We start from the raw sequence: 13,364 nt of genomic DNA, 5'->3' as shown, positions 1-13,364 counted from the left end.
TTCCCCTCCTCAGAACCACTGACCGAAACGACGGATGTAGAGACGTTTCATGCCCTGCGCCACCAGGCAGTAGCTGAACAGCGTCAGCACCAGCCAGGGGAAATATTGCCAGGGCAGTGGCACCAGTCCGACCATCGCGCCCAGCGGTGAGAACGGAATCAGGATGCCCAGCGCCATAATCGCCAGCGTCGTCAGCATCACCGGCAAGGTGGCGCGACTCTGGATAAACGGAATCTTCCGGGTACGCAGCATATGCACCACCAGCGTCTGCGACAGTAGTCCCTCAATAAACCAGCCGGACTGGAACAGTGACTGCACGCCCGCATGGTTCGCGCTGAAGACAAACCACATCAGCGCAAAGGTGGTGATATCAAAAATCGACGAGGTTGGCCCCATCCACAACATAAAGCGTTTGATGTTGCCGGCATCCCATTTGCGCGGCTTGTTCAGGAACTCACGGTCAACCTTGTCCCACGGCAGCGCCAGCTGGGAGACGTCATACATCAGATTCTGAATCAGCAGATGAATCGACAGCATCGGCAGAAACGGAATAAAGGCACTGGCGACCAGCAGCGAGAAAACGTTGCCGAAGTTCGAGCTGGCGGTCATGTTGAGATACTTGATGATGTTGCCAAAGGTCTCACGTCCCTTTAATACCCCCTCGTTCAGCACCTGCAGATCTTTCTCCAGCAGGATGATGTCTGACGAGGCTTTCGCCACATCCGCCGCGCTGTCTACGGAAATCCCGGTGTCGGCCGTCCGCAGCGCAGGCGCGTCGTTGATGCCATCGCCCAGAAACCCGACGGTATGGCCGTTCTGCTGCAGCAGGCGCACCAGACGTGATTTCTGCAGCGGCGTCAGCTTGGCAAACAGGGTGCAGCGTTCCGCCTCCTGCGCCAGCTGCGTGTCGTCCATCGCCTCAATCTGTTCGCCGGTCAGCATCGCCGGATCGGTCAGCCCGACATCGGCACAGACCCGCTGCGTCACCAGAGGGTTATCCCCGGTCAGCACTTTCACCGCCACGCCGCTGTCGCGCAGGGCTTTAATCGCCTTGCCGGCGCTGGCTTTCGGTGGATCGCGGAAGGTCAGCATTCCCTGGATAACCAGTTCGCGCTCATCACTTTCGCTGAGCGGCGCATGCAGCTCATCATCACGGGTCGCCACCAGCAGCACCCGATAGCCCTGCTGATGGTAGCGTTCGGTCTGCGCCAGCAGCGCCTCGCGCTGTGCCGCATCCAGTGCGACGACTTCATCGCCCTGCCGGACGGCGATGCTCACCGCCAGCATCTCTTCCACCGCCCCTTTGCAGATCAGCTGTGAGCGATGCTGCGCCAGATCTTCCACCAGCACCGAAACGCGACGGCGGGTAAAATCGAATGGCACCTCATCGATCAGCTGATACTGGCTGCGCCGGGTCTGTGAAATAACCTTGTCTCCGGCGCAGAGCACGGCGCGATCCATCAGGTTTTTTGCGCCACTCTGGCTGCCGCTGTTGAGCCAGGCCAGCAGCAGCACCTCCGCATCCTCCGCGCCCCGGGTATCCAGATGATGCGCCAGCAGAATGGTGTCCTGGGTCAGCGTGCCGGTTTTGTCGGTGCAGAGCACATCCATCGCACCGAGGTTCTGAATGGCGTTAAGCTTTTTAACGATCACTTTGCGGCGTGACATCGCAATGGCGCCTTTTGCCAGGTTGGCGCTGACAATCATCGGCAGCATTTCCGGGGTCAGCCCGACCGCCACCGCCAGCGCAAACAGCGTCGCATCCATCCAGTCGCCTTTGGTAAAGCCGTTGATCAGCAGCACCACCGGCACCATCACCAGCATAAAGCGGATCAGCAATTTACTGACGCTGTTAACGCCGCGATCAAAAGCGGTCTGCGGACGGCTGCCGGTCAGCGAGGAGGCCAGTGAGCCAAACCAGGTGTCGCCACCGGTCGCCACCACCACGGCACTGGCGGTGCCGCTGGCCACGCTGGTGCCCATCAGGCAGATGTTGGCTGACGCCAGCAGCTCCTGATCGGTTCGGTCATGGGCGTCGATACCGGCATCCAGGCTCTGTTTCTCCACCGGCAGAGACTCTCCGGTCAGCACCGCTTCGCTGATGAACAGATTGCGTGAACTCAGCAGCCGGACATCCGCGGGCACCTGATCGCCGGTGCTGAGCAGAATAATATCGCCCGGCACCAGTTCGCTCATATCCACATCCTGACGCTGTGCGGTTTCACTGCCCACCTCGCGCCGCAGCACGGTAACCTGGCTGCGCACCAGAGACTGCAGTGCCTGCGCCGCGCGGTTGGTGCGGAACTCCTGCCAGAAACGCAGCAGGCCACTCAGCGTCACCATCGTGCAGATGATGATCACTCCGGAGAGATCGGTCTCCTGACCGGCGCGCAGCGGCAGTATGTAGTCGGTAAACAGGCTGACCAGCGCCAGGACCAGCAGAACATAGATAAACGGGTTGTTAAACGCCATCAGCAGCTGCACCAGCGCCGGTGGCGCTTTCTCATGGGCCACTTCATTGCGGCCATAGGTGGCCAGGCGTTTCGCCGCTTCAGCCTGGGTCAGCCCCTGGCGATGCGTGCGCAGGTTCGCCAGAGTCATCTCAACGTGCTGCCCTGCCTGCCGGGTCACGGCAAATGTTTTTTTACTTTTTTTATCGTTGCGGTTGCCGGAGGCGAGGATGGCAGCCTGTTCCAGTTTCATGTCGCTCATTTCGACATCTCCCTGTTTTAAAGCAATGGTTGTCCTGCACGCAAAATAACGTGCATGGATAAAACCTGGCGTAGCCGGGTTATTTAATGAGGCGACCCTGAGAAATGAACACGCGTTTCTGACGGCGCAGAAAACAATGTCGCGCGCAGCGAAGCGTGACGCTGTTTAAACACAGCGTAATCCGGGTCTGATATCAGCGGTCGGGCGCAGCCTGAGCTACGCCAGACGAGGCGGAGGAAAAAGGGCTAAGATAAACAGCAGCATAACGCGCACTCCCACAGGCAACGGGAAATTATTAAGGAGCGCGATCGGGAATTAAAACGGGGGATCGCTGCTCGCCGGTTGGCAAGCAGCAGAGAAAATTCAGCTTGCCAGAATAATCGTTAATTCAGGGTGACTGTCCAACGGAATACTCCAGTAGTGAGATGCCGCTATTATAAGAAGAGCAGGATTGTGGTAAAGCCGTTTCGCGGGAAATAACCGCTTCGTTGAGGTTCTGTTTCTGCTCAGCCTGCCGCTTCGCTAACAGCGCCGTTACGCTGTTATAACCACAACCCATCGCTTATAACTTTAAGGCATATGATTAGCCCATATTCGACTATTCTTCACATCGGCCCTTTCGTAAACTCGCGTAACTTTCTAAGGCAAGGAAATTTCATGAAAACTATAATTCCATCACTGCTGGCGCTGACGCTGGCTGCCTCCTTCACAGCCCAGGCCGCCACCCCCAAAGATACGCTGGTCATCGCGCAGTCCACAGACGATGCAGACAGCTTTGACCCGGCAAAAGGCTTTGAACTGACCAGCGTTCAGGCCTTCACCAACATCTATCAGCGCCTGGTCCAGTCTGACCCGCAGAACCCGGTGGATCTGAAGCCGACGCTGGCGACCGCCTGGCAGCCTGGCAGCGACAACCGCAGTCTGACCTTTGAACTGCGCAAAGATGCGAAGTTCTCTACCGGCAACCCTGTACGCCCGGAAGATGTGATCTTCTCGCTGGGCCGCGTGGTCAAACTGAACCTGGACCCCTCTTTCATTCTGACGCAGCTCGGCTGGACCAAAGATAACGTCGATGGCTTCCTGAAAAAGGTCGATGACAACCATGTGCAGATTAGCTGGACCGCCAACGTCAGCCCGACCTACGTTCTGAGCCTGCTCTCCGCGCCGGTCTCCTCAATCGTCGATGAGAAAACCGCGATGGCGAACCAGAAAAATGGCGACTTCGGTAACGCCTGGCTGGCCACCCACTCTGCGGGCAGCGGCCCGTATCAGATCCGTAAAGTGGTCATGCATCAGGTGGTGCTGCTGAGTGCTAACCCGACCTCACCGGCGGGCGCACCCAAAATGAAAAACATCCTGATCAAAAACGTGCCGGAACCGGCCGCGCGTCGTCTGCTGCTGGAACAGGGTGATGCGGATATCGCCCGTAACCTGGGGGCTGACCAGATCGCCGCGCTGAACGGCAAAGCGGGCGTGAAGACCGAAGCGATCCCGATGGCGTCGCTCTACTATATCCAGTTCAACATCGGCGCGAACGACACGCTGAAGAACCCGGCCTTCTGGGAAGCGGCGCGCTACCTGTGGGATTACAAAGGCATCGCCAATGAGCTGCTGAAAGGCCAGTTCGACGTGCACCAGTCCTTCCTGCCCAAAGGCTTCCTGGGCGCGATCAACGACACGCCTTACAGCTACGATCCGGAAAAAGCCAAAGCGATTCTGAAGAAAGCGGGCCTGACCAATGTGACCTTTAAGCTCTCCACCAGCAACCAGCCGCCTTATCTGGATATCGCGCAGGCGCTGCAGGGCAGCTTCGCCAAAGGCGGCGTGAAAGTCGAAGTGGTGCCGGGCCTGAGCTCCGAAGTCTCCACCAACGTGAAAGCGCATAAGTATGAAGCGACGCTGAACGCCTGGGGCTCCGACTATTTTGATCCCAACACCAATGCCGCCTCCTTTGCCTACAATCCGGAAGATGGCAGCAAAACCATTGCTTACCGTTCAGACTGGCACATTCCTGAGCTGAACAAGCAGGTGATTGCGGCGACCGCCGAAAGCGATCCGAAAAAACGGGTGGCACTGTATGAAGCGATGCAGCGTGAAGTGATGAAGAACTCACCTTACGTGATTGGGATGCAGGCGAAGAACCTGATCGCCCTGCGCGACAACCTGAAAGGCTATGTCCAGGGCATCAACCCTGACATGGTGTATTACTCGCAGGTCACCAAGTAATGGCTCAGTCTGTTCCTTCAGCCGGGTTCGCCCGGCTTTTTTGGCAGCGGGGCGGGCGTCTGCTCGGCAGCGTGCTGTCGCTGCTGGTGACGCTGCTCGGCCTGCTCGCCTTTACCTTTATGCTGTCGCATCTCTCACCGATCGATCCGGTGCAGCAGATTGCGGGCGATCACGCCAGTGAAGCGACCTATGCGCAGGTGCGTCACGATCTCGGTCTTGACCAGCCGGTGCTGACACAGTTCTGGCGCTACATTGAACATCTGGCGCAGGGCGACCTCGGTGTCTCCCGCCTGACGAATCAGTCGGTGAGCAGCGACCTGATGTCCACCTTCCCGGCCACCATCGAACTGGCCACCTGTGCGATGATCTTCGCGGTTATCTTCGGTGTTACGCTGGCGCTGCTGGCGGCCTGGAAACCGGGCAGCTGGATCGACAACCTCGCCCGCTTTATCTCCCTGCTCGGCTACTCGGTGCCGGTGTTCTGGCTCGGCCTGCTGGGTCTGCTGCTCTTTTATGCGGTGCTGCACTGGTCTGCCGGACCGGGACGGCTGGATGACATCTGGGTCTATACCCTGGAGCCGAAAACCGGCTTTGTGCTGATCGACAGCTGGCTGTCGGGTGAACCGGAGATGTTCCGCAACGCGATTGCGCACCTCTGGCTGCCGGTGGTGATTCTGGGCCTGCTGGCGATGGCGGGCATTACCCGCCTGCTGCGTGCCGCGCTGCTGGAAGAGAGCAGCAAAGAGTATGTGGTGCTGGCGCGAGCCAAAGGCGCGGGTCGGGTGCGCATCCTGCTGCGTCACATCTTCCCCAACGTGCTGGGGACGCTGGTGACGGTTATCGCCCTCTCCTACGCCACGCTGCTGGAAGGCTCGGTGCTGACCGAAACCGTCTTCGCCTGGCCGGGTGTGGGCCGCTATATGACCAACGCGCTCTTCTCCGGCGACGTGCCGGCGATTCTGGGCTCAACCCTGTTAATCGGCGGCTGCTTTATTCTGATTAACACCCTGGCGGATGTTTTAACCTGGTTAACCGATCCGAGAACCCGATGACGCAACAACTCTCTGAACTCGAAACGCTGCGACCACGCCGTCGCCGTCAACGCGTTACCTCGTTAACCGTTGGGCTGACGCTGGTGGCGATCCTGATCCTGATGGCGCTGTTAGCCCCGCTGATTGCGCCGTTCGATCCCAACCTGCAGACCATGTCGAGCCGCCTGCTGCCGCCTTCGGCGCAGCACTGGTTCGGCACCGACGGCTTTGGCCGCGATCTGTTGTCGCGCGTGATTTATGGCGCGCGCCCTACCCTGCTGCTGGTGTCGCTGATTCTGGTGCTGACCATTCCGGCCGGGCTGCTGATCGGCATCACCGCCGGGTATGTGGGCGGCTGGACGGAGCGCGTGCTGATGCGCATTACCGATATCTTCCTGTCGCTGCCGAACCTGGTCATCGCGCTGGCACTGGTGGCGATTCTCGGCCCCGGCCTGATGAACGGCGCGCTGGCGCTGGCGCTGACCAGCTGGCCGCCGTTTGCCCGCCAGGCGCGCGCGGAAACCCTGGCGCTGCGCCGCAGCGACTACCTGGCCGCCGCGCGGATGCAGGGCATTACCGGCTTTCGCCTGATGTTTGGTCACATTCTGCCGCTCTGCCTGCCGACCGCCGTGGTGCGCGCCGCGCTGAGCCTCGGCGGAATTATTCTGGCCGCTGCCGGACTCGGTTTCCTGGGCATGGGCGTTCAGCCGCCGACGGCAGAATGGGGGTCGATGGTGGCAGAAGGCAGTAAAGTGATCTTCGATCAGTGGTGGGTAGCTGCCGCACCGGGCGCGGCGATTCTGTTTGCCAGCCTGGCCTTTAACCTGACAGGCGATGGCCTGCGCGACCGACTGGATACCCGTCATGCAAAATAATCTGCTCTCTGCTGAGGGGCTGACCATTCGCAGCGATGATGCGCTGCTGGTCGATAACATCACCTTTTCCGTGGGCCGCGAACGCGTGGCGCTGGTCGGTGAGTCCGGTTCCGGTAAGTCCCTGACTGCCCGCAGCCTGATGGGCTTACTCTCTCCGGCGCTGCATCTGCAGGCCAGCCAGCTGCAGGTCGCAGGCGAAAATGCGCTGACGCTGAGTGAGCGCCACTGGAGCAAGCTGCGCGGTAACCGCGTGGCGATGGTGATGCAGGACCCGAAATATGCCCTGAACCCGACGCGCACCATCGGCTGGCAGGTGGAGGAGCCGCTGATCCTGCATCGCCGCCTGAGCCGTGCCGAGCGCAAAGAGAAGGTGTGTGAGATGCTGGATGCGGTCGGCCTGCCCGACCCGCGTCGCCTGATGCAGCACTACCCGCATCAGCTCTCGGGCGGCATGGGCCAGCGCGTGATGCTGGCTATCGCCCTGATCACCGATCCCGACTTCCTGATTGCCGATGAACCCACCTCCGCGCTGGATCATGCGATGCGCGATCAGGTGCTGGCGCTGATCCGCGGTCTGGTGGAGGCACGCAACATGGGTCTGCTGCTGATCAGCCACGACCTGCAGCAGGTGTCGGAACACTGCGAACGGGTGATGGTGATGTACAAGGGCCGGCTGCTCGATACGCTGCCTGCCGCTGACCTGCCCCGCGCGACCCACCCCTACACCCGCACGCTGTGGGCCTGCCGGCCGGGCAAGGCGACCCACGGCCAGGCGTTACCGGTGCTGGACCGCGCTGCACTGGAGGCGAATCATGATTGAGCTTGCGAATTTAAGCGTCGCCCACAAGCAGGGCTACGAGCTGCGCACCGTGGTGCATGAGGTTAACCTCACGGTCAGAGCGGGTGAGTGCTTTGGCCTGGTCGGCCCGTCCGGCTGCGGCAAGTCGTCGCTGCTGTGGGTGCTGGCGGGGCTGAACCCGCACTGGCAGGGTCAGATGCAGCTTGCCGGTCATCAGGTCCAGCCCGGCAAAGCCTTCACCGGCGCGCTGCGACAGGAAGTGCAAATGGTGTTTCAGGATCCTTATGCCTCGCTGCATCCGCGGCATCGTCTGCGCCGCACGCTGGCGGAGCCGCTGAAGCTGCTGAAACGCGATAATATCAACGACCGTATCGATCAGGGTTTCCGTCACGTCGGGCTGGACCCGGCGCTGGCCGATCGCTATCCGCATCAGCTTTCGGGTGGTCAGCGTCAGCGCGTCGCCATCGTGCGCGCCCTGCTGCTGCAGCCGAAGATCCTGCTGCTGGATGAGCCGACGTCGGCGCTGGATATGTCCGTGCAGGCGGAGATCCTCAACCTGCTTCACGATCTGAAACGGCAGGATGGCCTGACCATGGTGCTGGTCAGCCACGATCCCGATGTGATCGATCACATGTGCGATCGCGCCGTGCGCATGGCGCAGGGTCGTATTATCGAAGAGATCACCGCCTGATCGCCGGCCGGACGGCACCGCTCCGCTGTCCGGCCTCTCCTGCTCCGCCTCTGCCCGCCTTATCGTCTCCCCGGCCATCACGGCTCGCGCTTCCCGCCTGCTCACGCACGGCCGTTGCGGTATACTCGCGACGACGTTTTTAACAAGGAGTCTGACGATGACGGTAAAACTGCGTCCGCTGGAGCGGGAAGATCTGCATTTTGTCCATCAGCTGGATAACAACGCCAGCGTGATGCGCTACTGGTTCGAGGAGCCCTATGAGGCGTTTGTGGAGCTGTCCGATCTCTACAACAAGCACATTCACGATCAGACCGAACGTCGCTTTGTGGTGGAGCATGACGGCCAGAAAGCGGGACTGGTGGAGCTGGTTGAGATTAACCATGTGCACCGCCGCGCCGAGTTTCAGATCATCATCGATCCGGCCCATCAGGGCAAAGGGCTGGCCACACAGGCGGCGAAACTGGCGATGGATTACGGCTTCTCGGTGCTGAATCTCTACAAGCTCTACCTGATTGTGGATCAGGAGAATGAAAAGGCGATTCACATCTACACCAAACTCGGCTTCGAAATCGAAGGCGTGCTGAAGCATGAGTTCTTTATCAACGGTGAGTATCGCAACACCATCCGCATGTGCATTTTCCAGCATCAGTATCTGGAACGCCACAAAACGCCAGGCGGAATGGTGAAGCCGACCGCGCAGTAATCAGCCGCGCGCGCCAACCGGGTTCATAAAGGGACGCGGATGTTCCGGCTTGAGGTCATACATGCCGCCGTAGAAGGGGTCGACCAGCAGCCAGCCGGGGAAACCGCCCAGCGGAATGTTGCCCAGCAGATACCAGAGGTTAGCGCGTGCTTCGATAGGCACCGTGACCGGCACGTAGCCCGGACTTTCCAGCATCAGCAGGTAGTGCTTTTTGCCGAAGTAGCGGCCGGTCGATTTGGCCAGTTCAACGGTCTGGGGCGTGAAACCCTGCGCCACCGCATAGCCGCGCTCATCCTGCACGGTAAAACGCGCGCCCTGCGGCAGAGAGTCAATGCGCACCAGTTGGGTTTCATTGCCGACAATGGTGGCGCAGCCGCTGAGCAGCAGCGCGGCGGCCAGAGCCAGAATTCGCTGTTTCATAGAGGGGGTCCACAGAGTGATCAGTGATCAGAGTGTAGTCTCCCCTCTCCGCCTCAATCGGGCTATCATCGCCCGATTCCGGCAGCTTATTGCGGTTGACAAGTGCGGGCGATGGCCGCGATGTCGCCAGGTGAGGTGCGGCAGCAGCCGCCAATCAGCCGGGCACCCGCCTGTTGCCACTCGGCCAGCTTGTCATGCAGGGTGCAGCCCGACGGCGCAGAATGCCAGGTTTTGCTGCCGGCATCATACTGCTCGCCGGAGTTGGGATAGACCACCAGCGGTTTGTCGGTCAGGGTCTGCAACTGCTGCAGGGCGGGCGTTACGCTCTCCAGCGCCACGCAGTTCACCCCCAGCGCTACTACCTGTGGCTGCTGATTCAGCCAGCTCACCACCTCTGCCAGCGGCGTGCCGTCGCTGATGTGTCCGGCGTCACGCAGCGTAAACGAGAACCAGGCGCGGGCGTCAGGGAACTCAGCCAGCAGTTTCACCAGCGCCTGCGCCTCGGCAAAGGAAGGCAGGGTTTCACAGGCCAGCAGATCGGCTCCTGCCGCCAGCAGCGCCTGCACGCGCGGGCGGTGGAACGCCATCATCACCGCTTCCGGCAGCGCATAATCCCCGCGATACTCCGACCCGTCCGCCAGGAAAGCGCCATAAGGCCCCACCGAGCCTGCCACCAGCAGCGTTTTCGCATCGGGCCGCACCGCCAGATAGTCGTGACGGGCGCGCTGTGCCAGTTCAACACTGCGGGCGATCAGCGCCAGGGACTCATCCTCACTCAGGCCACGCGTGGCAAAGCCCTGCGGGGTCGCCTGGTAGCTGGCGGTGATGGCGCAGCGGGCACCCGCCACAAAGTAGTCGTAGTGCACCTGATAGATCAGCTCAGGATCCTCCATCAGCACTTTGGCCGACCACAAGGCATCGGCAAGCTGACAGCCGCGCGCTTCCAGCTCGGTGGCCAGCGCGCCATCCAGAATCAGCAGCGGTGACTCTGTTAAAGCCTGCGCGACAGGGTTATACGACATCATTGGCCTCCTCAGGCTTCGGGGATGATTTGTGGGTCAGATGGTACGCGGCGTAGCAGAACAGTACAAACGGGATGCCACACCACAGGGCGATGCGCTGTGTCGGATCAAACGCCAGGCCGACGCACGCCAGCAGGCAGAGCAGAAAGCCGAGGACAGGCGTCAGCGGATAGAGCGGCGCGCGGTAGGCGAGATCGGCCAGCGATTTGCCCTGCTGAAGGTGACGGCGACGGAACACAAAGTGTGAGGCACAGATGCTGAGCCAGACCGCCACCACTGCAAAGCCGGAGATGGCCGACAGCGCCACAAATACCGTGTCAGGCGCGACCACACTGGAGATCAGCGCCAGCAGGCCGCCGATCATGCTGACGGTCAGCGCCAGCAGCGGCACGCCGCGCCGGTTCACCTTCGCAAAGGCGCGTGGCAGCGTGTTCTCATTAGCCAGCGACCAGAGCATACGTCCCGACGCATAGAGGCCGGAGTTGGCCGCTGACAGAATGGCCGTCAGGATCACAAAGTTGATGATGTCCGCAGCCCAGGGCACACCGATCTTTTCAAACACCAGCACAAACGGGCTTTTCACAATACCGGCCTGATCCATCGGGATCAGCGCCGCCAGCACCAGCACCGTACCGATAAAAAAGAGGATCAACCGGGCCACCGTGGTGCGAATCGCCAGCGGCAGCACCTTCTGCGGCTGCTGGGTTTCACCGGCGGCAATCCCGATCAGCTCGGTGCCGGAGAAGGCAAAGTTCACCGCCACCATGGTCATCAGGATAGGCAGCACGCCGTTGGGCAGCCAGCCGTGCGCCGTGAGGTTACTCAGACCGGGTGCAGGCGTGCCATCTTTCATCGGGATAAAGCCAAACATCGCCGCCGCGCCGAGCAGGATAAAGGCGATGATGGTGACCACCTTGATCAGCGAGAACCAGAACTCCCCTTCGGCGAAGAAGCGGGCAGAAACCACGTTCAGCAGATAGATGGCGCAGCAGAATACCAGGCACCAGACCCACACCGGCACCTGCGGGAACCAGTACTGCATACAGAAGCCCGCCGCCGTCAGGCTGGAGCCCAGCGCCACCGTCCAGGTCAGCCAGTAGAGCCAGGCCACGGTGTAGCCGGTCGCCGGACTGAGATAGCGCGCCGCATAGACGTGGAACGCGCCCGTTTCCGGCATCGCCACCGACAGTTCACCCAGACAGACCATTACCAGCCACACCACCAGCGCCCCAATCAGGTAGGCGAGCAGCGTGCCTGCGGCCCCGGTGGTGGAGATGATATAGCCGGTGTTGAAAAAGAGGCCGGTGCCGATGACACCGCCCAGCGATAACATCACCAGATGGCGGACTTTCATGGTGCGTTTAAATTGTTGCTGCGGGGAAGTTGGCTGTTCGCTCATCAATTTTATCCGTATGGACGTCTAAACATCTATAAGGGACAAATTTATACGCGTCACAGCCGGGAATTGCAACGGCAGGAGAACAGGGAGCGGGGTCATGCGCGTCAGTGCCCCGTCGCGGCGGGGCCTGATGCCTCAGCCGAAAACGCTCTGAATGTAGCGTTCCAGCGCCATGCGGGAACTGAATCCGTGCGGGATGCCGTAATGTTCCTGTGAATCACCCGCCAGGTAGAGAGGGAATTGGGTGTAGTGATCGCAGGTTTTCATTTCAGACGCCGGCTCAGCGAACGGCTGGCTCTTCTCTTTCAGGGTCGGATGAATCACTAATGCCATGCGCCCCATACGCGCTTCGCGATTCACATAGACATAGTTCTCCCCCCGGCGATAGCCATAGGCCCGTGGGGTAATCTGATCCATTTCGAAACCCGCTTTTTCCAGTACGCGCGCTACCTCATCTGGTCGTAAATACATGCTCGATCCTCTCCTCTTTCAAAAGCTTCGCAACCTTACATCAGCATGACAGAGCGGGCATTCGGAATTTTCCCTAAAGCCCCCTCCCGCGTCTCGTTTATCTCAAGGTCGTCTACACTAGTATTACGTTTTTAAATCAAAGGGAGCCAAAAAATGTTTAATCGCACTGTAAAAAACGATGACATTGATATCAATCAGGACGTTAACGAACTGGCCGATTCACTGGAAGCGCTGTTGAAATCTTACGGCAGTGATGCCAAAGACGAAGTGGACTCTGCCCGCAGTCAGGCAGAAAAACTGCTGAAGCAGACCCGTTCTAAACTGAATGGTGGCAGCAACCGTGTGACCCAGGTTGCCCGTGATGCCGGTGCACAGGTTGATACCTATGTACATGATAAGCCGTGGCACGGTGTCGGTATCGGTGCCGCTTTCGGTATCGTGGTGGGTGTCCTGCTGGCCTCACGCCGCTAAGCGCGAAAAATCTTCTGAGCCCTGCCGCGTGCGGGGCTTTTTTTTGCCCGTCATCCGGCCCGTAAAATTTACAAAAGATTTTTTCCGCGTCGCAGGGCGCACGCCTGCTGGCTTTGGTCGTGTTGCGCAAATGCAAATCATAAAACCCTATATCTGGTGGGCTTGACCACCAAAACCCCTACATCTAGTATTTAACCCATCAGTCTGACACCCGATGTCCGCCAGAGTGAAGCCCGCAAATCAGGCGGGTGGCGTTATTGCCGGGCACCCGAACCGCATACAGAGGGAAATACGAATCATGCGCATTATTATTTACACTAAAGATAACTGTGTCCAGTGCAATGCCACGAAGAGTGCGATGGACCGTCAGGGTCTGACCTATCAGCTCATCAATCTCGACAGCCAGCCCGAGGCGATCGACAACCTGAAATCCCTGGGTTATCGCCAGGTGCCGGTGGTGATGGCGGATAACGATCACTGGAGCGGCTTCCGCCCGGACAAAATCGCCTCCCTGCGCACCCTGTCCGCTGTCGGGGGATAAACG

The 13,364-nt window shown here is 60.0% G+C and carries 13 protein-coding genes; 8 read left to right on the top strand and 5 right to left on the bottom strand.

Features of this window, described 5'->3' with window-relative positions; translation table 11 throughout:
• Positions 1 to 9 precede the first annotated feature (9 nt).
• Positions 10 to 2,712, bottom strand: coding sequence for a magnesium-translocating P-type ATPase (gene mgtA, locus OJ965_RS07025; RefSeq protein WP_265138501.1), 2,703 nt, complete (start codon positions 2,710 to 2,712; stop codon positions 10 to 12).
• Positions 2,713 to 3,369: 657 nt separating this feature from the next.
• Between mgtA and OJ965_RS07020 the strand changes: the two genes are divergently transcribed.
• From OJ965_RS07020 to speG, 6 genes are all read left to right on the top strand, one after another.
• Positions 3,370 to 4,938 (top strand): ABC transporter substrate-binding protein, encoded by a 1,569-nt coding sequence (locus OJ965_RS07020; RefSeq protein WP_058957963.1) that lies wholly within the window; start codon positions 3,370 to 3,372, stop codon positions 4,936 to 4,938.
• The gene (locus OJ965_RS07015; RefSeq protein ID WP_046102403.1) at positions 4,938 to 5,990 is read left to right on the top strand and encodes an ABC transporter permease; all 1,053 of its coding nucleotides are present in this window, start codon (positions 4,938 to 4,940) and stop codon (positions 5,988 to 5,990) included. Before OJ965_RS07020 ends, OJ965_RS07015 begins: the two co-directional genes overlap by 1 nt.
• A complete protein-coding gene (locus OJ965_RS07010; RefSeq protein WP_009088573.1) occupies positions 5,987 to 6,844 on the top strand; it encodes an ABC transporter permease in 858 nt (285 codons plus the stop codon). Before OJ965_RS07015 ends, OJ965_RS07010 begins: the two co-directional genes overlap by 4 nt.
• Complete coding sequence (locus OJ965_RS07005; RefSeq protein ID WP_265138499.1) at positions 6,834 to 7,664, top strand: ABC transporter ATP-binding protein; 831 nt, start codon at positions 6,834 to 6,836, stop codon at positions 7,662 to 7,664. The genes OJ965_RS07010 and OJ965_RS07005 overlap by 11 nt, the downstream gene beginning before the upstream one ends.
• Complete coding sequence (locus tag OJ965_RS07000) at positions 7,657 to 8,334, top strand: ABC transporter ATP-binding protein (protein ID WP_265138498.1); 678 nt, start codon at positions 7,657 to 7,659, stop codon at positions 8,332 to 8,334. The genes OJ965_RS07005 and OJ965_RS07000 overlap by 8 nt, the downstream gene beginning before the upstream one ends.
• A gap of 157 nt (positions 8,335 to 8,491) precedes the next feature.
• Entirely contained in the window at positions 8,492 to 9,037 is a 546-nt protein-coding gene (gene speG, locus OJ965_RS06995; protein ID WP_009088567.1) for a spermidine N1-acetyltransferase, read from the top strand.
• Here the strand turns inward: speG and OJ965_RS06990 are convergent, their stop codons facing one another.
• The 4 genes from OJ965_RS06990 to OJ965_RS06975 form a co-directional block, all read right to left on the bottom strand.
• On the bottom strand, positions 9,038 to 9,457 hold the full coding sequence (locus OJ965_RS06990; protein WP_009088566.1) for a hypothetical protein: 420 nt from the start codon (positions 9,455 to 9,457) through the stop codon (positions 9,038 to 9,040).
• Positions 9,458 to 9,543: 86 nt separating this feature from the next.
• Entirely contained in the window at positions 9,544 to 10,479 is a 936-nt protein-coding gene (mmuM, locus tag OJ965_RS06985; RefSeq protein ID WP_265139260.1) for a homocysteine S-methyltransferase, read from the bottom strand.
• Complete coding sequence (gene mmuP, locus OJ965_RS06980) at positions 10,469 to 11,878, bottom strand: S-methylmethionine permease (protein ID WP_009088562.1); 1,410 nt, start codon at positions 11,876 to 11,878, stop codon at positions 10,469 to 10,471. The genes mmuM and mmuP overlap by 11 nt, the downstream gene beginning before the upstream one ends.
• A gap of 135 nt (positions 11,879 to 12,013) precedes the next feature.
• On the bottom strand, positions 12,014 to 12,349 hold the full coding sequence (locus OJ965_RS06975) for a DUF2002 family protein (RefSeq protein WP_009088560.1): 336 nt from the start codon (positions 12,347 to 12,349) through the stop codon (positions 12,014 to 12,016).
• Positions 12,350 to 12,502: 153 nt separating this feature from the next.
• Here OJ965_RS06975 and OJ965_RS06970 point away from each other — a divergent pair, with 153 nt between their 5' ends.
• Together OJ965_RS06970 and nrdH are read left to right on the top strand one after the other, a co-directional pair.
• Complete coding sequence (locus tag OJ965_RS06970) at positions 12,503 to 12,820, top strand: DUF883 family protein (protein ID WP_009088558.1); 318 nt, start codon at positions 12,503 to 12,505, stop codon at positions 12,818 to 12,820.
• Between the two features lie 298 nt (positions 12,821 to 13,118).
• Positions 13,119 to 13,361 carry a glutaredoxin-like protein NrdH gene (gene nrdH / locus OJ965_RS06965; RefSeq protein WP_009088556.1) on the top strand — a complete coding sequence of 81 codons (243 nt, stop codon included), beginning with the start codon at positions 13,119 to 13,121 and terminating at the stop codon, positions 13,359 to 13,361.
• Positions 13,362 to 13,364: the final 3 nt, after the last annotated feature.

Origin of the sequence: Pantoea anthophila, from assembly GCF_026104315.1 — a bacterium.
In the GTDB taxonomy this organism is placed as follows: Bacteria; Pseudomonadota; Gammaproteobacteria; order Enterobacterales; family Enterobacteriaceae; genus Pantoea; species Pantoea anthophila.
The sequence above is the reverse complement of the archived record's forward strand: the minus strand, read 5'-3'. Positions and strand labels throughout refer to the sequence as shown.